This window comes from Myxococcus sp. XM-1-1-1, from assembly GCF_020037095.1.
In the GTDB taxonomy this organism is placed as follows: domain Bacteria; phylum Myxococcota; class Myxococcia; order Myxococcales; family Myxococcaceae; genus Myxococcus; species Myxococcus fulvus.
The window spans coordinates 345143-369467 of record NZ_JAIQDH010000002.1 but is presented as its reverse complement, the minus strand read 5'-3'; the positions used below and the strand labels follow the sequence as shown (position 1 = coordinate 369467).

The following is a 24325-nucleotide window of genomic DNA, read 5'->3' as shown; positions in this document are numbered from 1 at the left end:
CACCCCACCCCAGGACTTCCCATGTCGTCCCCACGACTCCCCTTCATCGCCGCGCTGGCGCTCCTCGCCGCGTTCCCGGCGCTCGCCCAGGACGGCGGCACCACCGTCTCCTACAACCCCTGCATCGACGAGACCGGCAAGGACAAACAGCCGGAGTTCACCCTGGATGCCGGCTCCACGCCCTCCGCCATCATCCTGACGCCCGACAAGAAGCTGCGGCTCAACACCAACCGCAGCATCCTGGACCCCGAGCGCATCATCCTGCCGTTCGACCAGGAGCTCGAGGCGCTCCTCGTGCACGACAAGGCCGGCAACGGCGCGTCCAACACGCTGGGCTGGTTCTATTACGACGACCTCGTCACGGCGCGGTACATCGACCCGAAGAATTCGGAAGACCCCAACGACGACGTCCTGCTCGACAGGAACAACAACGGGGTGCCGGACTTCCACGAGGACCTCTACAACCTCAACCCCGACAAATACATCGGCGAGGGGCCGCGGTGCGGCGCCCAGGCGAAGACGTTCCTGCACACGCGCGCCGACGGCACCACGGTGCGGCTGCGTGAGCCGGACCTGCTGACCGGCCCCTGCAGTGCGGCCAGCACCTACAGGGCCAACCAGGGCCCCCGCCGCTGGCCCGACGACAGCGACAACGGCTACGGCGCACGCCCCATGGACACCAGCGTGGTGGGCGCACGCGTCCTGGACCACCGCGCGGGCGTGCTGAACAGCGACGACTACATGCACAGCAACCCCACCAACCTCGACAGCTACTTCAGCGACCGGGGGGCCTTCCCGCATATCCCCAACCTGCTCGAGCCGCCTTCCGTGGAGAACGGCGGCCAGGGCATCGGGCACCTCGTCTTCCTGTCCACCGACGACGACGGCAACCACTGCCCCATCAACGGGCTCAACGGCAACTCCGACACTTCCGAGTGCTTCCAGCCCCGCTGGGCCTGGCGCGAGGTCAACGGGGTGAGGACCCAGGTGGGGCCCGTCTGGGACAGCAATCTGGGCGACGACCAGGACGGCCTGCCCGACTACAAGGCGAGCGCCTTCGATGACCGGGGCGTGCTCATCCCCGGGCGAAATCCCCTGGAGGCCCCCAACGAGGACGACCGCCGCAAGAAGATGGGGCGCATCCAGGGCGGCAGGGAGATCGTCTTCTTCCTCGTCACGTACGTGGAGCAGATCTACGGCGACGCGACGGACACCTGCTTCATCACCAAGACGGTGACCCGGAATGGGGTCCAGCGGCTGCAGTGTGACCTGTGGGGGCACGGCGACATCAACATCGTGTTCACCAAGACGCTGCTCAACCTCGACCTGCATCAATCCACGGGCAACGTCGTCACCCAGAAGGAGCTCCGGGGAGGCTGGCTCAACAGTGTCGCCTATGACCGCCTGGAGACGCCCACCTACGGCCAGGTCCGGTTCAACGCGCCCCAGACGCAGACGGTGAACTCCTACTTCCAGCGGGCCGCGCACACGCTGGTGGGCGCGCCCGTGGACAACCCGCGCGTCTGGATTCTCGGCTGGGAGGACCAGAACTCGGGCGGTGACCGCACGTACAACGACACCGTCGTCCTCATCAACAAACAGAACAACGGCATCTTCAAGTCGGACGTCGTCTCCAGCATCCCGCTCGACGTGGCCCAGGACTACACCATCACCTCGGTCGAGATGACCATCGAGGACCAGCCCTACTACCGGCTCAACAACCAGCCCAGCGACTGCCTGCCGCCCGCGCCCAACCCGCTGCCCGAGGGCTACGTGCAGCCCAAGCCTCAAATCACCTACCAGGTGTCGCTGGACTGCAAGGTGTGCGTGGACCGGTGCGAGACGACCAACCCGGACTTCCAGCTCAACCCCGCCGCCCACTGGCTGACGATGCCCTTCCCGGACGCCACCTCCAATCCGGGGACGCGGGTGAACATCACGCGGACGGTGAGCGACTTCCTGGAGCAGGGCTACACCGGCTCGCAGCTGTGCTGGCGCGCCATCTTCGAGAGCCCCGGCGAGTCCTGCCAGCCCACCATCGCCAACGTGAACATCTCCTACAAGGCGCAGAAGGCGGGCCAGTACGGCCGCGCCGCCAGCCTGGGCGTGGCCAACACCGTCATCCTCGGCGTGTCGGAGACACCGGGTCGCACCTGGTACACGCCCGAGCCCTGGTACGAGCAGTCCTCCGGCAACCCGCTCTACCCCTCCAAGCGCGTCTACGACCAGCGCCTGGACGTGGCCGAGCGGGGCCACGTCTACCTGCGACGGCTCTACGAGCCCGACCGGCCCAACCGCGCCAACACGGAAGCGGACGACTGGAACCAGTGGGACGGTGGCCAGCGGCTCAACCTCCTGATGCGGACGTCCTCGCCCGGTGACCGCCAGCTCTTCACCAGCTCCCCCACCGCGACCACCGCCGCGCGCACCACGGTGGCGGCCCTGGCCGGCCAGGACGACAACACCAGCCCCCTGTTCCCCACCACCCCCAACACCAACGACGAGGCCCGGAACTTCTGCGCCACCACGCTGAACCGCCGCTACGACCTGAACCAGGATGGCCTGTGCGACAAGCAGGACCGCAACGTCCTGCGCAACTGGCTGTACGGGTGGGAGGACAACAGCTACTCCACCGTGCCCGGGGGCCAGCCCGTCACCCGGCGCACCTGGCCCATGGGCGGCATCAACCTGTCCACGGCGGCCATCGTCGGCCCCGCCAGCGAGCCCACCTGGGTGAAGCGCGCGACGCTCGGTGAGCAGGAGGCGTTCCGCAGCAACACCTTCATGGGCGCCAACGTGATGAAGACCCGCGGCGCGGCGGCCTTCATCGGCAGCACCACGGGCTTCATGCACGCCCTGTCGCTCGGCGAGCTGCGCTCGGGGGACGACTCCTGCACGGCGTTCCGGGACTTCCGCGGGTACTTCGCCCACGCCTCCGGCTGCTCCGCCAGCCGCGAGTACGGCACGGGCAGCGAGCTGTACTCGTACGTGCCCGGCAAGCTCCTGCGGTTCTTCGCGGACAACTACGTGCGCAACCCCGACAAGACGAAGCGCGCCACCGTGGACGCGTCTCCGGCGGTGACGGTGGTGGACCTGCGCTCAGGCACCGAGTACCTGCCGGACACGGGCCACAAGCCCGCCGAGGGGACCCCGTGGCGCTTGAGCACCCAGCCCGGTGAGCGCACGGGCGCGAAGACCGTCCTCGTCAGCCCCACCGGCCCCCAGCAGAGCGTCTTCTTCGCGCTGGACGTCACCCGCCCCACGGAGACGGCGGCCGGCTACCCCGGCGTCCTCTGGGAATTGGACGTGCAAAGAGACCGCTTCAACACCTCGGGAGACCCGTGCACGGGCACCAGCAGCACCTGCAAGCTGCTGGAGGATCACTTCCCCCAGCGCCCCGACACCAGCGGCTCGCGGCACAACCCGCTGCTGGTGCGCATGGACTTCGGCGCGCGCGGCGGCAAGAAGTGGGTGGCGGCGTTCGCGTCCGACTACTCGCCCCGCAACGCGGGCGGCCGCGCCGCGCTGTACCTCATCGACGTGAAGACGGGGCTGCCCATCCAGGTGGCCCAGGCGGGGCAGACCGCGCTCAAGCGGAAGCTGGCGGGCGTGGTGGTGCTGGGTGACGAGGGCGAGGGCGTCGGCGGCGCCCCCGTGGCCATGGACGTGGACGATGACAGCAACTACGACGTCATCTACGTCCCCACGACGCGGGCCCGCGTGTTCCGCATCAACCTGCGCGACATCGACGTGAGCCGCCCGCTGGGCTCGGCCATCCCCGCGTGTGTCATCGCCGACGCGCGCGCCGACAAGGACCCCGCCACCAACCGGGTGGTCGACGACGCCGCGAGGCAGGGCCTGTATTCGCAGATCGCCGTGAGACAGGAGCGCACGGGCTCGAGCACCTCCGTGCGCATCTACCTGGGCACGGGCAACAACCCGGACCTCGACGGCGAGGACGTGGACCGCGACCCGCGTCCCCGCTACCACGTGATGGCCTTCGTCGACCCCAAGCCGCTGACGGCCGGGTGCACGCAGAGGAGCGTCGCCTGGGTGCAGAAGCTCGGGCCCCGGCAGGTGGTGTGGGGCGGCATCTCGGTGGACGAGGACGGCGTCGTGCACACGTCCACCGCCGTGGGCACCTCCGCCAGCCAGTGCAGCCTCGACGCCGACGAGAGCGGCCTGCGCTACGCCTTCAACGGCGCCACCGGAGACCCGCAACCGGGCAGCGGCACCAGCCTGGAGGGACACAGCCTCACCCAGCCGCTCATCTTCGACAAGAAGGTCATCATCCAGAAGAACGGCGGCTTCGACATCGTGAACAACGGCTCGGGCGTCTTCAACAACGAGACGGGCACCGGCCAGGGCAGCACCGCGCGCACGCTCATCTGGGACGTGAAGACCACGGGCAACATCCAGGGGGTGGTCCCGTGAAGCCGCTTCGTCACTCGCGTCGCGGCGCCACGCTGCTGGAGGCCATGGCCACCATGGTGGTGGTGGTGTTCGGCATCCTCGGCATCGCGCTCGCGGTGCTCGCCTCCGCGAAGCAGAACCGCCGCAACCTCATCCAGGCCCAGGCGGGCCTCATCGCGGAGCAGGAGATGGAGCGCATCACCGCGATGCGGTGCGCCACCCCCGCGCCCGGCCGCCCCTGCGAGAACATCGAGGCGCTGGACCGAGACCGGCACGAGGTGTGGTGGAGCGCCAATGGCACGCCGCGCTACCTGGCCCCCGTCGCGGGGGAGCCCGTCCGGATGAAGTACGACGTCGCGGTGGACGTGGACCCGCCCATGGAAGGCGAGGAGGCGGGGACACCGTCGCTGGCCCGGGACGTCCTGCCCGGCCTGAGGCTGGCCAACGTCGTCAACGTGCGCGTCACCGTGAGCTGGACGGACCCGGACAAGGTCCTGCGCGCGGTGGCCCTGCAGACCCGGATGACGCCATGACCCGCACGCCCGACACCCGAGGCTTCAGCCTCATCGAGCTGATGATGGCCACCACCATCGCGCTGGTGGTCATCGCCGGCGCCATCTCCGCGGGCACCTGGCTCCAGCGGCGCAGCTTCCTGGAGGAGCGCACCATGGAGACGCAGAACGCCGCGCGCGCGGCGCGGGACTTGTTCACCCCCGTGCTCCAGCGCGCGGGAGAGGGCTTCGGCAGCGCACCGCTCTACCTGGGGGGCGCCCCCGGGGAGCTGCGCTACGCCATCCATGTCACCAGCCAGGCGGGGGCCTCCGCGGGCTACGTGCCGCCCGGCGGCGCCTACACGGACCTCCGCTCGGACGTGCTGGAGATCTTCGAGGCGGACAGCGCGCGCGCGCTGCGGATGCGCGCCTGCCCCACCACCTACGACGCGCGCTTCACGGGCACCTCGCCGCTGTGTCTGAGAACGCTCGCGCCACCGGGCACCGACGCGGGCCTGCCCACGGGCAGCGTGCTCGTCGCCGCGGACCCGTCCGTCCGGGGCGCGTGCGTGGGCGTGGCCCAGGCCGCGCGCAACGTCCCCGTCGCGGGCGAGACCGACTCCAGGAACATCGCCTGGACCGTGGGTGCGCCGGGGGCCTCGGCGTTCAACGCCACCAGCTTCTGCACGAACCCGACGGCCTCCGCGCTATGGGAGGTCCAGGGACAGGACGAGGACCCGCTGCTCATGCCGGTGACCTCGCGCATCTACCGCGTCAACTGGCGCCAGGGGCGGCCCGCCCTGGAGCTGGACCCGGACGGCTCGCTGGGCCCCGAGGAGTTCCGGGTGCTGTCGGAGGAGATTGAACAGCTCCGTGTCCGCCTGGGGGTCGCCACGCTGGAGAACCCGAGCGACCCGCTGCGCTACTTCCCGGACCCGGACACCGAGCGTCCGCCCATCGACCAGTGCACCAACACCCGGTGCTGGGGCCTCATCCCCGGCGACGCGGGCACCATGGGCGCGCTGGACTACGGACCGGGCAGCGCGCGGGACGAGCTGATGCGACGCGTGCGCGTGGTGGAGCTGCTCATCACCGCGCGCTCCGCGCGGCCGGACCGGGAGGCCGCGCGCGGGTCGCCCGACGCGGGGACGCTCCCCGACGACGACGAGGGCAACCCCGACGACGGCTACAAGCGACGCCACTTCCTCATCCGCGTGACGCCGCGCAACTTCGGCTACGCCGGGGGCTGACACCACCATGCAAGTCACACGACGACACGGCATGACGTTGATCGAGCTGATGGTCGCGCTCGGTATCCTCGGCTTGCTCACGGCCCTGGCCACCACGGGCTACCAGGCGCTCACGCGCAACCAGCGCGCCGGCGCCGCCTCGCGCTCCATCCTCCTGGCCGCGCAGGAGGCCCGGCAGCAGGCCCGGAGCACGCGGCAGGCGGTGCGGCTCATGCGCACCACCACGGTGGAGAACGGCGTCAGCCAGCCCGCCCTGCGCTGGGAGAAGCCCGACTGCGCGCCCGGGGACACCTGGGGCTCCCAATGCCCCCGGACCGAGTGCCTCACCGCCGCGTGCGGCACGTCCGGCTGCACCTGCGCGCAGGTGGGGGACGCGTTCGCGGTGTCCCCCGAGCTGGACGTCTCCAGCCTGCACGGCCTGTGCTGGCTCGGAGAGACCGCGCGCCCTGTCGCCCCCCGGGGCTCCACCATGTGCGACCCGGAGGGGACGGCTCCGGTGACGGGCTCGCTGCGCATCCTCCGCAAGCGCGGGCCTCAGGACCCGGCCGTGCCGGACCGCGTGCTCCAGGTGGACGCACTCACCGGGAACCCGACCTTGATGGACTGCGAGCTTCAGCCCACCGCCGCCGGGTGCACTCCCTGAAGCCAGCGTTCCATGTCACAGTCAGGGCCTCCCAAGGAGGCAGTGACGATGATGAAGCGGTTCGCCCTGATGATGAGCCTGTGTCTGGCCCCCGCCGCCCACGCGGCCGACGACGTCGTCGAGGTGTGGAAGGCCAAGTGCAAGTCCTGTCACGGCGACACCGGCAAGGCGGACACGAAGATGGGCAAGAAGGAGTCCATCACCGACATGAGCCAGCCTGCCTGGCAGGCGGCCCAGTCCGACGCGGACATCCGCGTGGCCATCGCCGACGGCTCGCCGCGCAACACGAAGATGAAGGCCTTCAAGGACAAGCTCACCGCCGCGCAGATCGACGCGCTGGTGGGATACATCCGCACCATGAAGGCCAAATAGGGACGGGCCTCGGGGCTGAATAACCGTTTCGGGCTCGCGTCTTGCCGAGAAGAGAAACGGAGCCCCCTCATGAAGACCCTTTCGACCCTCTTCGTTTTCTGCCTGGCCCTCGCGGGCGTCTTCACCTCCGTGCAGGCCCACGCGCTGAGCACCCCGCGCATCGAGCCGGGACTCTCCCGGCCCGAGCCTCTGTCCCTGCGCCCCGATGACGGCAAGGACAAGGGCGACGGGAAGGACAAGGACAAGGACAAGGGCGAAGAGGACGAGGAGGACTACCGCTACCGCGGCCTCCGCGGGGCGGCGGCGCTGGAGCTGGTGGACCCGGGCGCGCTCAACGACATGCTGCGCCTGCGCGCCGCGGCGCGCTACGCCCGGTACTGACCGACACCACCGCGCGTCTGGGCCTCGTCCCTCAGGCCCAGCGCGTCTGGGCCTCGTCCTGGGACTGAGCCACCCGGGGCAGCGTCACCGCGAAGCACGTGCCCGCCTCCTGCGAGGACGCGACGTCCACCCACCCACCGTGGGCGGTGACGATTTGCGACACGATGTAGAGCCCCAGCCCCAGCCCGTGGCGATGCGGCCTGGGCATGCCCGGCTCGGGCGTGCCGCGGTGGAAGGGCGCGAACAGGCGCGGGCGCAGCGACTCCGGAATCGGCGGCCCCACGTTGTGCACCTCCACCCGCTGGAAGAGTGGCTCGCTCGCCGCCAGCCGCACGCGCACGGACGTGCCCGCGGGGCTGTGCTGCAGGGCGTTGCCCACCAGGTTGGAGAGCACCTGCCCCAGCCGCTCCTCGTCCCAGACGCCGCGCGAGTCCCCCACCACCTCCAGGTCCACGCGCTGGTCCGGATGGGCCGGCTCCAGCTCGGAGATGATGCGCCGGCACACCGACTCCATGCACACCTCGCGCGGACGCAAGGGGATGCCACCCGCCATGCGCGCGCGGGTGAAGTCGAGCAGCTGTTTCACCAGCCGCGCCATGCGCTCGGCGCTCCCGTCGATGCGCGTCGCCACCCGTCGCACCTCCGGCGTCAGCGTCGGCTGGGCGAGCAGCGCCGCCGCGGACAGCCGCACCGCCGCCAGCGGGTTGCCCAGATCGTGTCCCAGCACGCCGATGAAGCGCTCCTGGAAGCGCGCCTCCTCGTCCCGCTCCAGTTCCTGGCGGCGCCGCGCGGTGACGTCCCGGCTGATGCCGAACAGGCCGTAGACGGTGCCGTCGCCCCGGCGCAGCACGCCCTTGGTCGTCTGCCAGATGCGGTCGCTGCCCGGGCCGCCCTCGGAGTCCTCGTACGTGGCGGTGACGCCCGACTCCATCACCGCGCGGTCGTGCGCCAGCGTGGGCCCGGCGATGTCCTGGCCCAGGAGCTCCAGGTCCGTGCGCCCCAGGATGTCCTGCGGCGCCCGGTTGAAGGCGCGCGCCGTGGCCGGGTTGATGAGCACGTAGCGCGCGTCCACGTCCTTCACGTAGATGGCGTCGGTGGCGCTCTCGATGACCGCGTGCAGCAGGTCATGGTCTCTTCGCAGCGTCTCCTCGGCGGCCATCCGCTCCGTCAAATCCTCCAGGAAGACGACGACGCCGTCCTCCCACGGGGACACGCGGGCGAGCAGCCACACCGGCCCCACGGAGGACTGACGCGAGACGCGGATGATTTCGGGCTCGCGCCGCACGGCCACCCGGACACAGGCGGCGAAGAGGCCACATTCGCCCACCCACGCGGCCTCCTCGAGCAGGCGCTGGCGCACCAGGGAGCGCTCCTCGCGCCCCAACCAGCGCTCCGCGTGCACGTTCGCGGAGACGCATTCGAAGTCCAGGATGCCCTGCTCAGCGGAACGGACGCTGCGCAGCACCACCACGGCTTCGGAGGGGGGCGCGCCCGCCCCGCTCATCACCCTGTTCCAACGGCCGGATTGCATGGCTGGCGTGTGGCACCCCCCAGCGATGCCTTGAGGAAGAGTAGGCCCTGCCCCAGGCATGCGGCCAACCCAGCCCCGGTACGGCTGATTCGTGGCGGACACAGCACTCCGGGCCGCGTCGGCTCCGACACACGACAGGCGACGCGCTCTGTCGTTGACCTGTCAGGGGCGCGCCCCTAATTACCCCGGGGCCCTCAGGGGTCCACTCATGGACAGTCCTTACACACAGAGGTTGGATGGCGAGGCGGCGCGGGACGGTGGCGTGCCTCTCGTGGCGGCGGACACCTTCTCCCGGCTGCTCGGGGAGCTGCGCGCAGGCCAGCGCACACGCACCCAGGGCCTGAAGGGCGCGGCCCGGGGCCACGTGCTCGCCCGGCTGCATCGCGAGGCGAGGGCGCCGCTGGTGTGCGTGGCGGCGGACGAGGAGGCGGCCGACAGCCTGGCCTCCGACCTGGCCTTCTTCCTGGGCGGAACGGGCACGCTGCGAGAGCCGGGGGTGCTGCGGCTGCCCGCGGACGAGGTGCTCCCCTACGACGAGCTGTCCCCGGACGCGGCCGTGGTCACCGAGCGCATCGGCGCGCTGTACCACCTGGCGCGGGGCACGCGCTTCCCGGTGCTGGTGCTGTCCCTGCGCGCGCTGTACCGCCGCATGCTGCGCCCGGACGTCATGGCCCGGCTCACGGACCGGGTGACGGTGGGCCAGGAGTACGACCGCGACGCGCTGGCGCGGAAGCTCTCGCGCATGGGCTACCAGAACAGCCCCATGGTGGAGGACGTGGGGACGTTCTCCGTGCGCGGAGGGCTGCTCGACGTCTTCAGCCCGCTCTACGACAAGCCGGTGCGCCTGGAGTTCTTCGGTGACACCATCGACTCCATCCGCGCCTTCGACCCGGAGTCGCAGCGCACGGTGGACGCGCTGAAGGAAGTGGACCTGGTGCCCGCGCGGGAGCTCCTGCTCACCGAGGACACCCGCCCCCGCGCGGAGGCCGCCGCGCGCGCCGTCGCCGACCGCATCAACCTGCCCACCATCCAGCTGCGCGAGCGGCTGGACGCGCTGCGCGAGGGCCTGCCCGGCTTCGGGCTGGAGGGGCTGCTCCCCGGGCTGTTCGAGGGTGGGCTGGCCACGGTGTTCGACTTCCTGCGCGCGTGGAGCCCCGAGGGGCCCGTCTTCTACCTGGACGATCCGCTGGAGCTGTCGCGCGCGGCGGACGCGCTGTGGGAGGAGCTGGAGCGCACCTTCGCCCAGGCCGAGGAGCGCAAGGACCTGGTGTGCCCGCCAGCCGAGCACTTCCTGTCGCGCGACGCGGTGGAGCAGCAGCTGTCCGCCTATCGCGTCGTCGAGGGCGGTGGGCTGTCGCTGACGCAGTCGGAGAAGCCGCCGGTGTTGTTCCAGTTCGGCGGCACGCAGGACCTGCGGGAGGCCATCCTCGCGCACCATGGCGAGGAGGGCGCGCTGCAACCGCTGGTCGAGCGGCTGCAGCGCTGGCGCGACTCGCGCGTGGCGTGCGCGGTGGCGTGCGGCACGCTGAGCCAGGCGGACCGGCTCAAGCGGCTCTTGCTCGACCGCAACGTCATGGTGAAGGTGCACACCGAGCCCATGAAGGACGCGTCGGCGCTGTACGAGCCGTCCGTCTGGGCGCACCTCTTCACGGGCGAGGTGAGCCAGGGCTTCGTGGACGGCGGGGGCGGGCTGGCGCTCCTGTCGGACGAGGAGATCTTCGGCGTCCGCGCGCGTCGGCGCGTCAAGCGCGGCAAGAAGCTGGACGCGTTCGCCGCGGGCTTCAAGGACCTGAAGGAAGGCGACCTCATCGTCCACACCGACTTCGGCATCGGCCGCTACTCGGGCCTGACGAAGATGCAGGTGAACGGCGTGCCCGGGGACTTCCTCGTCCTGGAGTACGCGGGCCGGGACAAAATCTACCTGCCGGTGGGCCGCATGCGGCTCATCCAGAAGTTCACCGGCGGCAATCCTGAGACGGTCCAGCTCGACAAGCTGGGCACGACGAGCTGGGAGAAGACGAAGAAGCGCGTCAAGGAGCAGCTGCTCAAGATGGCGGCCGAGCTCCTGCAAATCGCCGCCTCGCGCCGCGCGCACCCGGGACACGCCTTCAGCGCGCCGGACCGCTACTTCGCCCAGTTCGAGGCGGACTTCGAGTTCGAGGAGACGCCGGACCAGGCCAAGGCGATTGAGGACGTGCTCTCCGACATGCAGAAGCCGGAGCCCATGGACCGGCTGGTCTGCGGCGACGTGGGCTACGGCAAGACGGAGGTCGCCATGCGCGCGGCCTTCAAGGCGACGCTGGACCGCAAGCAGGTGGCGGTGCTGGTGCCCACCACCGTGCTGGCGCAGCAGCACTTCCTCTCCTTCAAGAAGCGCTTCAAGGACTACCCCGTCACGGTGGAGGTCATCTCCGGCCTGAAGAAGCCGCCGGAGGTGCGCGAAATCCTCAAGCGCGCCAAGGAGGGCAAGGTCGACATCCTCATCGGCACGCACAAGCTGTTGGGCGGCGAGGTGGCCTTCAAGGATTTGGGGCTGATGATCGTCGACGAGGAGCAGCGCTTCGGCGTGAAGCAGAAGGAGTCGCTGAAGAAGTGGCGCTCCCAGATCGACGTGCTGACGCTGACGGCGACGCCCATCCCCCGCACGCTGCACATGAGCATGTCGGGCGTGCGCGACATGAGCATCATCGCCACGCCGCCGCAGGACCGGCGCGCCATCCGCACCTTCGTGATGAAGTACGACCCGCAGGTGGTGAAGGAGGCGATTGAGCGCGAGATTGCCCGCGGCGGTCAGGTGTTCTTCGTGCACAACCGCGTCGAGTCGCTGCCCTCCATGGAGCAGCAGCTGCGCGAGCTGGTGCCGCAGCTGTCCATCGGCGTGGCGCACGGCCAGATGGGCGAGGGGCAGCTCGAGAAGGTCATGCTGGAGTTCACCGAGCGCAAGCACCAGGTGCTGCTGTGCACGGCCATCATCGAGAGCGGCATCGACATCTCCAGCGCCAACACGATGATTGTCAATCGGGCGGACCAGTTCGGCCTGGCGCAGCTCTACCAGCTGCGAGGTCGCGTGGGCCGCTCCAAGGAGCGCGCGTACGCGTACCTGCTGGTGCCCACGCGCCGGGCGGTGACGCGCGACGCGCAGCGCCGGCTGGAGGTGCTCCAGAACTTCACCGAGCTGGGCGCGGGCTTCTCCATCGCCAGTCACGACCTGGAGATTCGCGGCGCGGGCAACCTGCTGGGCGAGAAGCAGTCCGGCGCCATCGCCGAGATTGGCTTCGACATGTACGCGCAGCTCCTGGAGGAGGCCGTCGCGGAGCTGCAGGGCCAGCCGCCCAAGGTGCAGATTGAGCCGGACGTCACGCTGCCCATGCCCGCGCTCATCCCGGACGACTACGTGGCGGACGTGCACCAGCGGCTCGTCTTCTACAAGCGCTTCAGCCAGGCCAGCCACCCGGACGAGGTGACGGACCTGCGCGCGGAGCTGGTGGACCGCTACGGCGAGGCCCCGGACGAGGTGGACCACCTGTCCGAGCTGACGCTGCTGAAGATCGACATGCGCGACCTCCGGCTGCGCGGCCTGGAGGTGGGGCCGCAGCGGCTGGTGGTGACGCTGGGCGCGGACGCGTTGCTCGACGGACCGAAGGTCGCGGGGCTGGTGCAGCGCTCGAAGGGCTACTACCGCCTCACGCCGGACATGAAGCTCATCGCCCGCGTGGCGCAGGGCACCCAGGGACACGACCTCATCGCCGAGGCGCGCAAGGTGCTCCGCGACTTGGACCACTGCTCGCTGCCGAGGAACTGAACGCGAAGAGGCTCGGGACACGAAGTCCCGAGCCTCCTGGATTCACACGCGGAGCTGACTACGGCGTGCCGTCGCTGTTGCCGCCGCGCTTGAACAGCTTGCCCAGCGCGACGAACAGCATCACCACACCGGCGATGACGACCTTCTTGCCGGCCAGCAGCACCGCGAGCAGGCCCTTGAAGAGCCCCGCCTTGGCGGCGACCTTGCCCGCCACCAGACCCGCGACACCATACGCGGCGACGCGGCCGGTGCTGGGGTCGAAGTCCTCGTAGCGGTGGCCCTGCTGGAACTCGGTGAAGGCCAGCACCTGCTTCATGTCCTTCTCCACCTGGGGCAGCGCCACCATGCTGGAGACGGCGTTGAGGACCAGCACGCCCTCCTTGCCCAGCACGCGGACGGCGTAGTTCAGCGTGTGCTCCTTGGAGCCACCGAAGGCCAGCTCCTGCGCCCAGTACAGCTTGCGCGTGCTGGCGTCGTAGTGCGGGGTAGCGGCCCAGCCGACCAGGTCCACGGCCTCGAAGCCCGCGCGGGTGCGCTCCTTGTTCTCCTCGCGCGTGCCCTCCTGCATCTCCTCGAGCAGCTCCGCGTAGTCGATGCTGGCCGCGTCCTTGTCCTCCACGTGGCCGTCATCGTCGTACTGGATGACGACGCCCCAGCCCTCCGGCGAGTCCACGCTCACGTCCGAGGGGACCAGCATGCCCAGCGTCTTCGTGCCCGGAGGATTGCCCCACACCTCCACGAGCACCTTCTCCGCGTCCTCGGGCGACAGGTAGCCGAAGTTGGAGGGGACGTTCATCTTCGCCAGGCCGTTGCCCAGCACCACCACGCCGGTGCGCGGGTGCAGCTCGGGCAATGCCGGGGCCGCCACCTCCGCCGCCTCGGCGGCCTCCTGCTGCTCGGGGGCCCGGGCCCACGCGCTCACTCCCACCAGCAACAACACCGCGAACAACCCACGTCGACACTGCATTGAGCTCCCCCTCCAGGGATTCCAGACACAATCGGCCGGAGGGACGTGAAGCGTCAGCGAGGCTGACGATGCCGCGCGCGGCTCGACGCACATGCGCGGCGGGCCCCCCGGGCCAAAAGGCGCGGCAACCTAGCGGCGCGTCGGAGCACGCGTCAAATCAGCGCCGGTGCGGGGGACAGACTCAGGCAGCTTCGGTTTTCGCGACAACCACGGGACGCACGAGAAAGTCGCGCGCGGCCGTGACGGCGCGTGTGTCCTGGAGCACCTGACCGGGCGTGTTGCCGTGGCCGATGAGCGCGCCGCGCCAGTGCATCTCCATGTAGTCCGCGCTGAGCTGGAGGCTCTTGAGCAGGGGCTGGGCGACGGCGTCGTCCTCCTCGGACGAGTGGGAGGTCACCAGCGAGAGCACCTTGCCGCGCATGCGCTCGCGGAAGCGCAGCTCGGTGATTCTCAGCCAGTGGGACCAATGCTCCAGGTAGGACACCGCGTTGGCGGGCAGGCCATACCAGTAGACCGGCGCCACGAAGACGAGCTCGTCGGCGGACACCGTGCGCTGGGCGAGGTCCCACAGCTCGGGGCTCAGGGGCTGCGTGTAGCCTCCGGGGGAGTGACGCAGGTCCTTGAAGATTTCGCCCCGGTAACGCTCCAGGTTCACCCACTCCGCCACCGTGCCGTCCGGCAGGGACTCCGCGGCCTTGCGGGCGAGCTGCTCCGCGTTGCCGTTCTCACGGGCACTGGAGAGCAGGAAGAGGAGTCGACGGGAGTGCATGACGGGGGTCCGGGAGAAGGAGCGACCGGGCCTTCATAACGAAGGCGGTCGCTCCTCGCACGGGCCCCAGGCTCACTTGCCGCAGAAGTGCGCGACGGCGCGGGCCAGCACGGCCTCGCAGCGAATCAGGTCCTCGATGGGGACATGCTCGCCCGTCTGGTGGGCCACGCGGATGTCGCCGGGGCCAAACACCACGGCCTCCGCGCCCAGCTCCGTCATCTGCGGCGCCTCCGTGCCGAAGGGCACCGTGGTGGACGCGTTGCCGCTGGCCTCGGCCAGGAAGCGCACCACCTCCGCGTCCGCGCGCGTGTTCACACCCCGGTCCGTGCGCAGCACGCGGATGCGCGCCTCGTACGCGGGCTCGTCACGCACCAGCTCCTGGCGGATGGACTCCAGCAGCTCGGACACGCGCTCGGTGGGCTGCCCCGGAATCGGCCGCCACTCCACCGTGAAGCGGCACGAGCCCGGCAGGATGTTCTTCGCCTTGCCACCCTGGATGACACCCACGTTCACCGTGGTGAAGGGCGGCTGGAAGCCCTCGTCGAGCTCCTCGCGCAACACCGTGGTGGCCAGTTGCTCCAGTCGGTTGAGGAAGCGGCCCGCGCGGAAGATGGCCGACGCGCCCGTGTCCGGATACGCGCTGTGCCCTTCCTTGCCGAGCACCTCCACCTCCGCCAGGCAGTAGCCCTTGTTCGCGCGCACCGGCGTGAGCTTCGTGGGCTCTCCGACGATGGCGTGTCGCGCACGGCCCAGCCCCGCGGCCACCAGCTTCTTCGCGCCAATGAGGCCAATCTCCTCGTCCGCGGTGAGCACCACCATCAGCGGCGCGGAGAGCTTCTCGGCCCGCTCGGCGGCGTGCAGCGCGCACGCGATGAAGCCCTTCGTGTCACAGGCGCCGCGCGCGTAGAGCTTGCCGTCCTTCTCCGTCAGCTTCAGCGCGTCCGTCCACGCCGCGTCATACGGCACGCAGTCGGAGTGCCCCACCAGCGCGAGCGCCGCCCGGCCCGTACCGCCCTTCACCGCGACCAGGTTCACCTTCTCCACGCCCGCGTCGTCCGTGTAGCGCTGACGCTCCGCGCTGAACCCGGCCTTCTCCAGCCGCGCCTGCGCGTAGTCGATGAGCGGGGCGTTGGGGCGCGCGGACGTGGTGTCCATCGCCACCAACTCCGCCAGGGTGGCCCGCAGCGCGGGCAGCGTGTCGCTCATGAAGACTTCCTCCGTCGTGGCGTCATGCCATCGCCCGGCATCAGGCGCCAGCCCCCGTCAGCGATACAGCGAATGCGCGAGCGTCTGGAAGGCGCGTCCACTCTCCTCCGCCAGCGGATGCACGCCGTCCCGGACCACCAGCCGCCCGGCCACCGCCACCTCGCGCACCGCCGCCTTCTCCGCGCCCAGGACGATGGAGACGAGCAGTGACTCCGGCCCCGCGCCCACGAGCGACGGATGGCCCAGGTCCACCGTGAAGAAGTCGGCCAGCGCCCCCGGCGTCAGCGCCCCCGTGGACAGCCCCAGACAGCGCGCACCATCCAAGGTGGCCATGTCCAGCAGCCGCGCGCCCAGGCCGGAGACCTGTCCACCTCCCGGGTCCAGGACCGAGCGTCGCAGCCGGGAGAGTCGCAGGTGCCCCTCGAGCTGACGGGCCTCGTCCAGCAGGTCCACGTGCGCCTGGCTGTCCGAGCCCAGGCTGATGTGCGCTCCCGCCTTCACCAGCGCGTCCGCGGGGACGATGCCGTCCCCCAGGTTGCGCTCCGTGGAGGGACACGCGCACACCGTCGCGCGAGCGGCGCCCAGCATGGACACCTCTTCGTCCGTCAGGTGCACGCCGTGCACGGCGGTGAAGCCCGCCCCCAACAGCCCCAGGTCCGACAGCAGCTCCACGGGCCGGCGGCCGTACTCCGCGAGGCTCGCTTCAATCTCCTTGGGCTGCTCGGCGACGTGCATGTGCACGGGGAAGCCTCGCGCCTTGGCGACGGCGGCCAGCCAGCCCTTCGGCACCGCGCGCACGCTGTGGGGCGCGAGCCCCACGCTCACCGCCGCGTCGCCCTTCACCTCGCTCGCGAGCGACTCCGCCGACGCGAGGAACGTGTCCACGTCCGGGTCGATGAAGCGCCGCTGCCGGGGATTGGGCGCCACCTGGAAGCCCGCGCGCGCATAGCCCACGCGGAGCAGACAGATGCGCAGGCCCGCGTCCCGCGCGGCGCGGATGACGGCCTTGGCCAGCACGTTCCGGTCCGCGTACGGAGTGCCGTCCTGTTGGTGGTGGATGTAGTGGAACTCACCCACGGTGGTGATGCCGGCGAGCGCCATCTCCACGAAGACCTGACGGGAGGCCACGTAGACGTCGTCGGGCCCCAGGGACTCGGCGGCGCGATACATGGCCTCGCGCCAGCTCCAGAAGTCATCCGCCTCGTGCCCGGCGACCACGTACTCGGTGCGCCCGCGGATGAGCCGCTGGAACGCGTGGGAGTGGCCATTGACGAGCCCCGGCAACAACGCGCGGCCTCGCAGCCGCACGACGCTCGCCCCGGCGGGCACGGCGGTCGAATCGAGGATACGGCCATCGGCGCCCACGGCCAGGGCGCCCCCTTCGATGAGCCGGCCTCCCACGTACAGGAAGTCCGGCTGGTAGACAGTGATGTCGCTCACCCCGCCGAGCGTACGTCAGCGGACCGGGCCACGCAGCAGCCGTGACGCGGTCCGCCCGCGTCGCTGTCAGCGCCCGAACTCCGCCAGCTTCCAGCCTTCGTCGGGAGCCGGATGATTCGAGTTGTCATCCGCGCCCGGACGCCCCAGCCCCCGGTGCACGGCGGGCGCGGAGGCGTTCACCGAGCCCACGTAGAACACGCCGTGGTAGCCCTCCGAGTTCACCGAGTCCCACGTATGCACGAAGTAGCGCTCGCCGTTGTTCTTGCCCTTCGTCTCACGCACGCCGCAGTCCAGCCGGTCCCGCTTGCCCTGGCTGTCCACCGAGCAGATCCACGCCGTGCCGCTGTCGTACGCCATGTCCAGCGCCACCACGTCGTCCAGCTTCTCCTTCAGGAGATAGCCCATGGGCCGGTGGTCCTTGTTCCACGGCAGGCCCTTCTTCGTGCGCGAGTGGATGTTGCCCGACAGCACCACGTAGAAGCGCTTGGGCGCCGACTCCACCTGGTGGATGAGCGTGGCCGCCATCGCATCCTCACGCTGCTGCCCGTTCGCCTTCGGGTGGTCGAACACGACGACGTCCACGTCCAGTCCCTGCGAGCGCAGCTGACGCAGTTGCTCCAGCATGTTCGCCATCGCCTCACTGCCGCGCCCGTCCGGATACGGGCTGCGCCAGAACGGCGCCTCCATCAGCTTGAGCCAGTCACCCTCCTCGCCCTGGCTGTCGAGGAACGCATCCACGCGCCCCTGGTTCTCCAGCGGCAGCTCCAATCCCACCGTCACCGGCGTTCCAGCCACCGTCACCTGGCAGGACGTCTGGGCCACGAAGCGCGGCACCTCCTGCGTGCCGTGCAGCTCACCCAGCATCATCACCGTGCCGGGCCTGGCCTGCTTGCCCAGGCCGATGATGGGCAGGCCGCACTCGATGGCCACCTGCGACGGCGCTTCCTTCGCCTTGGGCGCCTTGGCCACCTGCACCGGCTTGGGCGCGTTCTCTTCCTTCGCCAGCTTCGGCGCCACCTCGCGGAACACCCGCCACTCCATCAGGAGGTCACGCTGCGCCTGCCCCGACTCGGCGAAGAAGGCGTTCTCACCACGCGGCTCCGCGATGACCTCCTCCCAGTCCTCGGTGCTGGTCAGCACCGAGCTCTCTCCGTCCGTGGCCCCCATGTCACCGTCCCCGCCCTTGAGCCCCACGCCACGCCCGACGCCCCAGTCGAGCTGCACCGCCGGGTTCTGCAGCGCCTTGTTCCGGCTCTTGGTGATGCGGAAGATTTGAAGCTTGCTCGTCGTGGGCGTCTCGCGCCGGCCGACGACCATGTAGCGGTGGAAGAAGCCCGCGACCTTCGAGCCTCCGAATTCCTGCCGCCACTCCGTCTCCAGCACCCGGCTGCCCTTGTCCTCGCGGAAGGGCAGCTCGTTGCGGGTGAAGAACTCCCGGACCTCCGGCCACATCTCGTCCAGTGGACGGTCGTAGATGGCCTCCCGGTCCGGAATCTCCAGGTCACTGCGGTGGGCCGCGCACCCCAGCCCCACCCACGTCGACAACAACAACACCGCGTAAAGAACCGAGCGCATCCACCCTCCCGACATCACGTTCCAGAGCGGGAAACGCGAGCGGGAGGGCGGACATATCGCCCGGCACTACCTCGACGACGCGACCTTCCCCGCCTCGGGCGTGAAGGGGTTCTTGCTGCCCTCCTTGCCAGGGCCGCTGTCACCCACGCGGATGGCCGGCGCGGAGGCATTCACCGCGCCCACGTAGAACACGCCGTGGTAACCCTCCGCGTTCGCCGAGTCCCACGTGTGCACGAAGTAGCGCTCGCCGTTGTTCTTGCCCTTCGCGTCGCGCACGCCGCAGTCCAGGCGGTCTCGCACGCCCTTGCTGTCCACCGAGCAGATCCACGCCGTGCCGCTGTCGTACGCCATGTCCAGCGCCACCACGTCGTCCAGCTTCTCCTTCAGGAGATAGCCCATGGGCCGGTGGTCCTTGTTCCACGGCAGGCCCTTCTTCGTGCGCGAGTGGATGTTGCCCGACAGCACCACGTGGAAGCGCTTGGGTCCCGCCTCCACCTGGAGCGCCACCGTGGCCGCCATCGCGTCCTCACGCTGCTGCCCGTTCGCCTTCGGGTGGTCGAACACGAAGACATCCACGTCCAGGCCCTGCGAGCGCAGCTGGCGCAGGTGCTCGAGCATGTTCGCCACGGCCGCGCTGCCGCGCCCATCCGGGTACGGGCTGCGCCAGAACGGCGCCTCCATCAGCTTGAGCCAGTCGTCCTCGCCGCCCGGGCTATCCAGGAACGTGTCCACGCGGCCCTGGTTCTCCAGCGGCAGCTCCAGTCCCACCGTCACCGGCAGCCCCGCGACCACCGCCTGACACGCCATCTGCGCCACGAAGCGCGGCACCTCCTGCGTGCCGTGCATCTCGCCCAGCAGCATCACCGTGCCGGGCTTCGCCTTCTTGCCCAGGCCGATGATGGGCAGGCCGCACTCCACCGCCATCTGCGACGGCGCCTCCTTCGCGTTGGGGGCCTTGGCCACCTGCACCTGCTTGGGCGCGTTCTCTTCCTTCGACAGGAGCGGCGCCACCTCGCGGAACACCCGCCACTCCATCACCATGTCGCGCTGGCCCTGCGCGGACTCGGCGAAGAAGGCGTTCTCCCCACGAGGCTCCGCCAGCCGGTCCTCGAAGTCCTCCGAGCTCAGGCCGGGCGTCTCCGAGTCGGCCCCGCCGTTCAGGTTGCGGCTGACCCCCCAGTCGATCTGCACGGCCGGGTTCTGCAGCGTCTTGTTCCGGCTCTTGGTGATGCGGAAGATTTGAAGCTTGCTCGTCGTGGGCGTCTCCCGCCGGCCCACCACCAGGTAGCGGTGGAAGAAGCCGGAGATCTTCGAGCCTCCGAACTCCTGCCGCCACTCCGTCTCCAGCACCCGGCTGCCCTTGTCCTCGCGGAAGGGCAGCTGGTTGCGGGTGAAGAATCCCTGGACCTCCGGCCACATCTCCTCGAGCGGCCGGTCGTAGATGGCCTCCCGGTCCGGGTAGTCCAGATCACTGCGATGGGCCGCGCAGCCCATGACGAACAAACCTGCCAGCACCGCGACGACGGCGGACCGCACCATGCTGCCTCCCGGAAGTCCTTGTCCGGGAGCCTAGAACGGCGGCACACGTCTGGCATATCGCCCGGGGGAAGTCCGCCCCAGGTGCGGGCCCCGGGTCAGGCCTGGACCTCGGAGCCCTCGTGCAGCGGGGCGCGCTCCTTCTCCCAGGGGCGGGTCCGGACGGCCTCGCGGATCCACAGGATGTGACGGCGCTCGTCCTCGCGGTGTCGCTCGATGAGCAGGCGCACATCGGGACTCCAGTCGAAGCGCAGGGCCACGTCGTAGGAGCGGTTCGAGTACTCCTCGTTGCCGAGCATCGCCACCAGCGCGGCCTCGGTGCCCATCAGGCTGGACATGGCCGTCAGGCCCTTCATCGCCGCGCCCTTCAAGTCGGGCCTCAGGTCCAGCGGTGCGCCTCCGAAGTGGTGGATGAAGCCGTTGAGCTCCCGGACATGGCGCACGTGGTCGGCACGGAACTCGGCGAGCCGCTCACGCACCAGCGGCTCCGGGATGCGCGCGAGCGCCGCGTCATAGGCGCCCACCGCGTCCGCGTCGAGCTGCGCAAGGCTGCGCAGGCGTGCCACCTCGGACTTCTCGGCCATGTCGACATCCTCCAAGCCTAGGGACCGCAGGCAATGTGAGAAGCCTCTTCCCACGAGCCAACCCGTCCCCCAGTGCCTCGGCCCGGCCGCTCCGACACCGGGCAGGCGGCCTGGAGGTGGGTTCAGGAGCGGGGATGCGCGGGGCGCAGCGGCAGCGAGCCCTCGCCGCGGGCGCCCCGACGCTCGGCGCGGCGGTGCTTGAGCACGATGAGCTCGCCGACCAGGGCGCTCAGCAGAATCAGCGCGTTGGTCACCACGAAGACCCAGTTGCCCACCAGCACGCTGTAGGTGGTGAAGCCCACGGAGGCGGTGATCTGCCCCAGGAAGAGCCACTGCGAGACGCCCTCACTGGAGCCGGTCTTCCACTGCTTGTGGATCTGCGTCCCCAACGTCAGCAACAAGATGAAGGAACTGAACCACCCCACCGCCTCGATGCCCATGCAGCGCCTCCCGCGTACAGATGCGCATGTGCGGGCACGGCGACAGCTGCGCATTCCTCGGAGGCTCATGGAGACCCCGCTGTCCAGGCGACGTGGCCGGGGCTTGTCGGGTCGCCCGCTCGGATGCAGGTGACGCGGGCGCTCGACGCGGGACGGCGCGGTCGACATTGCGATGGGCTTCCTGGATGCCGACCGTTGAGTCGTGAACCGCGCACGCACACGACTCCAGACCTACCGCCGCAAGCGGGACTTCCGCCACACCCCGGAGCCCGCTCCGGAGGCGCCGGCCTCCTCGGACGGCGCGCCTGTCTTCGTGGTGCACAAGCACGATGCCACCAGCCTCCACTACGACTTGCGTCTGCAGGTCGATGGCGCGCTGGCGAGCTGGGCCGTGCCCAAGGGGCCCAGCTACGACCCGGGTGACAAGCGGCTCGCGGTGGAGACCGAGGACCATCCCCTCGCGTACGCCGACTTCGAGGGACACATCCCCGACGATGCCTACGGCGGTGGGGACTCCCTGCTCTGGGACCGGGGCACGTTCGACACGGTCCCTCCGGGACAGGCCCACGCGCAGCGCGAGCACGGGCGGCTCCACGTCGAGCTGCAGGGCGAGAAGCTGCGGGGGCGCTGGCACCTCATCCGCACCCGGCTCCGGGGGAGCGCGAAGAAGCCGCAGTGGCTGCTCTTCAAGACGAAGGACGAGACGGCGGACCCCTCGCTCGACATCACCACGGAGCGGCCCGAGTCGGTGAAGAGCGGACAGGTCCAGACGCGGGGCCCGGTGAAGCGGGGCGCGAGGAAGCGGCCCGCGTCGCGCGCGCGGGAGGTCACGACCACGTCCACGAAGCAGCGCAAGCCTCGTGCGCTGGCGACACCTCGCACGCCGGCGAAGCTGCTGGAGCGATTGGGCGCGCCCATGCTGGCGCGCCTGTCGGTGCCGGAGGAGGTCACCGACGCGACGCACGTCTACGAGGTGAAGTACGACGGCTTCCGCGCGCTGGCGGCGCTCGTGGGCGGCAAGCTCGCGCTGCGGAGCCGGCGGGGCAATGACCTGTCGAAGCGCTTCCCCGCGCTCGCCGAGGCCCTGCGCGGGCTGCGCGTGAAGGACGTGGTGCTGGACGGCGAAATCGTCGCGCTGGATGCGAAGGGCCGCTCGCGCTTCCAACTGCTCCAGCAGGGCTTGGAGGGCGTGGAGCAGCGCTTCGTGGTGTTCGACATCCCGTGGCTCGACGGTGAGGACCTGCGCGGCCTGCCGTTGGAGGAGCGACGGGCGCGGCTGGAGCGGGTGATGAAGCACGCGCGGCTCCCGCTTCAGCTCTCGGAGCGCATCGAGCTTCCGATGAAGCGCGCGCTGGACCAGGCGCGCAGAAAGGGCTGGGAGGGGCTCATCGCGAAGCGGCGAGGCTCCACGTACGTGGACACGCGCTCGGGCGACTGGCTCAAGCTCAAGGTGGTGGCGGGACAGGAGGTGGTCATCCTCGGGTACCTGCCCATCCAGAACGAGCGCTCCAGGACGGAGCTCGGCGCGCTGCTCGTCGGGGTGCATCGCGAGGACGGCTTCCACGACGTGGGCAAGGTCGGCACGGGCTTCACGTCGAAGGACCGGCGCGAGCTGCGGCGGCTGCTCGACGAGGACGTGGTGCGCAAGCCCGGGGCCGTGGACGCGAAGCCGCGCAAGGGCGCGGTGTGGGTGAAGCCCCGGCACGTGGCGCAGGTGAACTTCAGCGAGTGGACCGAGGACGGCCGGCTGCGCCAACCCGTGTACCAGGGGCTGCGCATCGACAAGGCTCCGACGGAGGTGGTCCGTGAGCGTCCCGCGCCTGCCACGCGAGGGGCACGGAAGACCTCGGATGAGACCTCCACGGCGGCTGGCACAAGACAGCGCCGCGCCGCCGCGCCCGTGCGTGGCGCTTCGCGGCGCACGGCCTCCGCTGGCGGCTCACGACAACGTCACTCGACGGGCTCGCTCAGCGCACCGCGCGCCCAGGCCGCGCGCACCTCCCCGCCCTCGTCGCGCGACGGGCACGCCACGCTGACGCACGGGGACCGCGTGCTCTTCCCGGAGGCCGGCCTGACGAAGGCGGATGTCTTCGAGTACTACCGAGAGGTCGCGCCCTTGATGGTCCCCGTCCTCGAGGACCGCCCCATCTCCGTGCAGCAGTGGCCCGCGGGAATCCAGGCGCCGGGCTTCTTCCGACACGAGCTGTCGGGCATCCCCGCGTGGGTGCCCACCCAGCGCGTGCGCCACCTGGACAAGACGCTGCGCCACGTGAACGTGAACGGCGAGGAGCCCCTGCTGTGGCTCGCCAACCAATCCGCGCTCACGCTCCACATGTGGCTGAGCCGCGCGCCCAGGCTCTCGCAGCCCGACTTCCTGGCCATGGACCTGGACCCGGGCAAGGGCGGCTGGTCCGACGTGGTGACGGTGGCGCTCGCGCTGCGCGGACTGCTCGAGGAGCAGGGCCTCGACAGCTACCCCAAGACCTCCGGCAAGCGCGGCCTGCACGTCATGATTCCCCTGGCCCCCGGACACACGTACGCGAAGGTCCAGGCGCACGCGGACGCGCTGGCCCATGCACTGGAAGCGCGGCTGGGTGAGCTGGCCACCACGGTGCGCGGCATCCGCGCGCGCAAGGGCCGGCTCTACCTGGACGCGGGACAGAACGCGCGCGGCAAGACGGTCGTCGCGCCCTACTCCCTCCGGGCCAAGGAGGGCGCGCCCTTCTCCGCGCCCCTGAAGTGGAGCGAGGTCACCCGACGCCTCGACCCCGCGCGCTTCAACCTCCGCACGCTCGAGAAGCGCCTGGACAAGGTGGGAGACCTGTTCGCTCCCGCGTTGAAGCATCCGCAGCGGCTGCCGGACTGACACGCCCGGCCGCTCGCCGCTCCCCTTCGCGACACACCGTGCATGACGTCGAGGCCGGT

The 24325-nt window shown here is 70.3% G+C and carries 17 protein-coding genes; 8 read left to right on the top strand and 9 right to left on the bottom strand.

Annotation, left to right across the window (positions count from 1 at the left end; translation table 11 throughout):
• Positions 1-21 precede the first annotated feature (21 nt).
• The 6 genes from K8640_RS05535 (at position 22) to K8640_RS05510 (ending at position 7550) form a co-directional block, all read left to right on the top strand.
• Entirely contained in the window at positions 22-4434 is a 4413-nt protein-coding gene (locus tag K8640_RS05535) for a pilus assembly protein PilY (RefSeq protein WP_223746111.1), read from the top strand.
• On the top strand, positions 4431-4946 hold the full coding sequence (locus K8640_RS05530) for a hypothetical protein (RefSeq protein WP_223746110.1): 516 nt from the start codon (positions 4431-4433) through the stop codon (positions 4944-4946). Before K8640_RS05535 ends, K8640_RS05530 begins: the two co-directional genes overlap by 4 nt.
• A complete protein-coding gene (locus tag K8640_RS05525) occupies positions 4943-6154 on the top strand; it encodes a PilW family protein (RefSeq protein ID WP_223746109.1) in 1212 nt (403 codons plus the stop codon). The genes K8640_RS05530 and K8640_RS05525 overlap by 4 nt, the downstream gene beginning before the upstream one ends.
• A 7-nt stretch (positions 6155-6161) precedes the next feature.
• The gene (locus tag K8640_RS05520) at positions 6162-6797 is read left to right on the top strand and encodes a prepilin-type N-terminal cleavage/methylation domain-containing protein (RefSeq protein ID WP_223746108.1); all 636 of its coding nucleotides are present in this window, start codon (positions 6162-6164) and stop codon (positions 6795-6797) included.
• A 48-nt stretch (positions 6798-6845) separates the two neighbouring features.
• Positions 6846-7169, top strand: a complete 324-nt coding sequence (locus tag K8640_RS05515; RefSeq protein ID WP_046711179.1) for a c-type cytochrome — start codon at positions 6846-6848, stop codon at positions 7167-7169.
• Between the two features lie 69 nt (positions 7170-7238).
• Positions 7239-7550 carry a hypothetical protein gene (locus K8640_RS05510; RefSeq protein ID WP_223746107.1) on the top strand — a complete coding sequence of 104 codons (312 nt, stop codon included), beginning with the start codon at positions 7239-7241 and terminating at the stop codon, positions 7548-7550.
• 31 nt (positions 7551-7581) lie between these two features.
• Here the strand turns inward: K8640_RS05510 and K8640_RS05505 are convergent, their stop codons facing one another.
• Positions 7582-9054 carry a PAS domain-containing sensor histidine kinase gene (locus K8640_RS05505; RefSeq protein ID WP_223746106.1) on the bottom strand — a complete coding sequence of 491 codons (1473 nt, stop codon included), beginning with the start codon at positions 9052-9054 and terminating at the stop codon, positions 7582-7584.
• 235 nt (positions 9055-9289) lie between these two features.
• On the opposite strand from K8640_RS05505, the gene mfd reads away from it, so the two are divergent.
• Complete coding sequence (mfd, locus tag K8640_RS05500) at positions 9290-12883, top strand: transcription-repair coupling factor (protein ID WP_223746105.1); 3594 nt, start codon at positions 9290-9292, stop codon at positions 12881-12883.
• Between the two features lie 58 nt (positions 12884-12941).
• On the opposite strand, the gene K8640_RS05495 is transcribed toward mfd, so the two are convergent.
• From K8640_RS05495 to K8640_RS05460, 8 genes are all read right to left on the bottom strand, one after another.
• Positions 12942-13850 (bottom strand): DUF2167 domain-containing protein, encoded by a 909-nt coding sequence (locus tag K8640_RS05495; RefSeq protein WP_223746104.1) that lies wholly within the window; start codon positions 13848-13850, stop codon positions 12942-12944.
• A gap of 181 nt (positions 13851-14031) precedes the next feature.
• Positions 14032-14619 carry a flavodoxin family protein gene (locus K8640_RS05490; protein ID WP_223746103.1) on the bottom strand — a complete coding sequence of 196 codons (588 nt, stop codon included), beginning with the start codon at positions 14617-14619 and terminating at the stop codon, positions 14032-14034.
• A gap of 72 nt (positions 14620-14691) precedes the next feature.
• Positions 14692-15825 carry an acetylornithine deacetylase gene (argE, locus tag K8640_RS05485; RefSeq protein ID WP_223746102.1) on the bottom strand — a complete coding sequence of 378 codons (1134 nt, stop codon included), beginning with the start codon at positions 15823-15825 and terminating at the stop codon, positions 14692-14694.
• 57 nt (positions 15826-15882) lie between these two features.
• Positions 15883-17265 carry a formimidoylglutamate deiminase gene (hutF, locus tag K8640_RS05480; protein ID WP_223746101.1) on the bottom strand — a complete coding sequence of 461 codons (1383 nt, stop codon included), beginning with the start codon at positions 17263-17265 and terminating at the stop codon, positions 15883-15885.
• 66 nt (positions 17266-17331) lie between these two features.
• The gene (locus tag K8640_RS05475; RefSeq protein WP_223746100.1) at positions 17332-18840 is read right to left on the bottom strand and encodes a hypothetical protein; all 1509 of its coding nucleotides are present in this window, start codon (positions 18838-18840) and stop codon (positions 17332-17334) included.
• A 66-nt stretch (positions 18841-18906) separates the two neighbouring features.
• Positions 18907-20376: a hypothetical protein gene (locus K8640_RS05470; protein ID WP_223746471.1), complete on the bottom strand. Its 1470-nt coding sequence runs from the start codon at positions 20374-20376 to the stop codon at positions 18907-18909.
• 98 nt (positions 20377-20474) lie between these two features.
• The gene (locus K8640_RS05465; RefSeq protein ID WP_141323361.1) at positions 20475-20960 is read right to left on the bottom strand and encodes a ferritin-like domain-containing protein; all 486 of its coding nucleotides are present in this window, start codon (positions 20958-20960) and stop codon (positions 20475-20477) included.
• A 122-nt stretch (positions 20961-21082) separates the two neighbouring features.
• Positions 21083-21400, bottom strand: a complete 318-nt coding sequence (locus K8640_RS05460; protein WP_141323359.1) for a PQ-loop domain-containing transporter — start codon at positions 21398-21400, stop codon at positions 21083-21085.
• A 202-nt stretch (positions 21401-21602) separates the two neighbouring features.
• On the opposite strand from K8640_RS05460, the gene ligD reads away from it, so the two are divergent.
• Positions 21603-24266, top strand: a complete 2664-nt coding sequence (gene ligD / locus K8640_RS05455) for a DNA ligase D (protein WP_223746099.1) — start codon at positions 21603-21605, stop codon at positions 24264-24266.
• The last annotated feature ends 59 nt before the right edge of the window (positions 24267-24325 follow it).

Coding starts and splice junctions, on each gene's coding strand:
- K8640_RS05510 (WP_223746107.1), top strand. CDS start 7,239: ATGAAGACCCTTTCGACCCTCTTCGTTTTCTGCCTGGCCCTCGCGGGC.
- K8640_RS05525 (WP_223746109.1), top strand. CDS start 4,943: ATGACCCGCACGCCCGACACCCGAGGCTTCAGCCTCATCGAGCTGATG.
- K8640_RS05505 (WP_223746106.1), bottom strand. CDS start 9,054: ATGAGCGGGGCGGGCGCGCCCCCCTCCGAAGCCGTGGTGGTGCTGCGC.
- K8640_RS05460 (WP_141323359.1), bottom strand. CDS start 21,400: ATGGGCATCGAGGCGGTGGGGTGGTTCAGTTCCTTCATCTTGTTGCTG.
- K8640_RS05535 (WP_223746111.1), top strand. CDS start 22: ATGTCGTCCCCACGACTCCCCTTCATCGCCGCGCTGGCGCTCCTCGCC.
- mfd (WP_223746105.1), top strand. CDS start 9,290: ATGGACAGTCCTTACACACAGAGGTTGGATGGCGAGGCGGCGCGGGAC.
- K8640_RS05495 (WP_223746104.1), bottom strand. CDS start 13,850: ATGCAGTGTCGACGTGGGTTGTTCGCGGTGTTGTTGCTGGTGGGAGTG.
- K8640_RS05520 (WP_223746108.1), top strand. CDS start 6,162: ATGCAAGTCACACGACGACACGGCATGACGTTGATCGAGCTGATGGTC.
- K8640_RS05490 (WP_223746103.1), bottom strand. CDS start 14,619: ATGCACTCCCGTCGACTCCTCTTCCTGCTCTCCAGTGCCCGTGAGAAC.
- K8640_RS05515 (WP_046711179.1), top strand. CDS start 6,846: ATGATGAAGCGGTTCGCCCTGATGATGAGCCTGTGTCTGGCCCCCGCC.
- K8640_RS05475 (WP_223746100.1), bottom strand. CDS start 18,840: ATGCGCTCGGTTCTTTACGCGGTGTTGTTGTTGTCGACGTGGGTGGGG.
- K8640_RS05465 (WP_141323361.1), bottom strand. CDS start 20,960: ATGGCCGAGAAGTCCGAGGTGGCACGCCTGCGCAGCCTTGCGCAGCTC.
- argE (WP_223746102.1), bottom strand. CDS start 15,825: ATGAGCGACACGCTGCCCGCGCTGCGGGCCACCCTGGCGGAGTTGGTG.